1 protein-coding gene and 1 pseudogene are annotated in these 1,220 nt (G+C 64.2%); both read left to right on the forward strand.

What is annotated here, in order from left to right:
• Positions 1-431, forward strand: a pseudogene (locus tag AB4Y84_RS21980) (transcription termination factor Rho); the annotation flags it as partial.
• 223 nt (positions 432-654) lie between these two features.
• A partial coding sequence (locus tag AB4Y84_RS21985; RefSeq protein WP_442250973.1) for a PDC sensor domain-containing protein occupies positions 655-1,220 on the forward strand: 566 nt, incomplete at its 3' end.

Raw genomic sequence — 1,220 nt, forward strand, 5'->3', positions numbered from 1 at the left:
ACGTCGTGCCGAGCTCGGGCAAGGTGCTGACCGGTGGTGTGGACGCCAACGCCCTGCATCGCCCGAAGCGTTTCTTCGGTGCTGCGCGCAACGTGGAAGAAGGCGGCAGCCTGACCATCATCGCCACCGCGCTGGTCGATACCGGCTCGAAGATGGACGAGGTGATCTACGAAGAGTTCAAGGGCACCGGCAACAGCGAAGTGCACCTGAGCCGTCGCATCGCTGAAAAGCGCGTGTTCCCGGCCATCGACATCAACCGTTCCGGCACCCGCCGCGAAGACCTGCTGATCGAGCCGGAGCTGCTGCAGAAGATCTGGATCCTGCGCAAGCTGCTGCATCCGATGGATGAAATGACGGCGATGGAATTCCTGCTCGACAAGATGAAGAACACCAAGTCCAACGACGAGTTCTTCGGTTCGATGAAGCGCTGATCGCGCGGCATTGATGGAATACGGAAAGGCCCCGCAGTGCGGGGCTTTTTCTTTGGATGGCGGCAGGACCAACGGCTTCACTTCGCGGCCCTGTGATTTGGCGATAATCTGCGGGACAAATGCCTGACTCTCCGCCCCAGCCGCGCTGGCCGGGCCGCCGATTCCCGCTGTTGCCCCATCCGGAGGATCCGGCGGGTCCAGCCCTGCCCGATCCTTCAACCGCATGCGCACACTGTCCCCCCGGCTCAACCTGGGCAAGCTGATCCTTGCCCTGGCCCTGCTCAGCGCCGTCATCGCTCTGGCCAATACGCTGCTTGCCAGCTATCGCGTGCAGCGCGACCAGCTGGTGGGCAACACCCTGGAAGCCAACCGCGTGTACGCCACCAAGCTGGCCGAGACCACGCAGAACTTCCTGCTGGCCGCGCAGCAGCAGCTGGCCTATGCCGCCACCCGGCTTGGCGACAGCGACATGGATCCGGCCCAGGCGCAGGATGAAGCCCGTCGCCTGCAGCTGCAGTCCAGCAGCTTCAACTCCTCGCTGGTGGTGGCCAACGACGGGCGGGTGATCGCGACCTCGCCGCAGAGCCTGCAGCTGCAGGGCGAGATCCTGCGCAGCGCTGGCAACAAGGCAGCATTGGAACGGCGCCAGCCGATGATCAGCGATCCCTACCAGTCGGCCACCGGCAAGCTGCTGATCTCGATCTCGCACCCGGTATTCGACCGCAGCGGCCAGTACCGGGGCTATGTCAGCGGCACCCTGTACCTGCGCCAGCGCAGTGCACTCAATAC

This window comes from Stenotrophomonas sp. 2YAF22 (assembly GCF_052114665.1).
Lineage (GTDB): Bacteria > Pseudomonadota > Gammaproteobacteria > Xanthomonadales > Xanthomonadaceae > Stenotrophomonas > Stenotrophomonas indicatrix.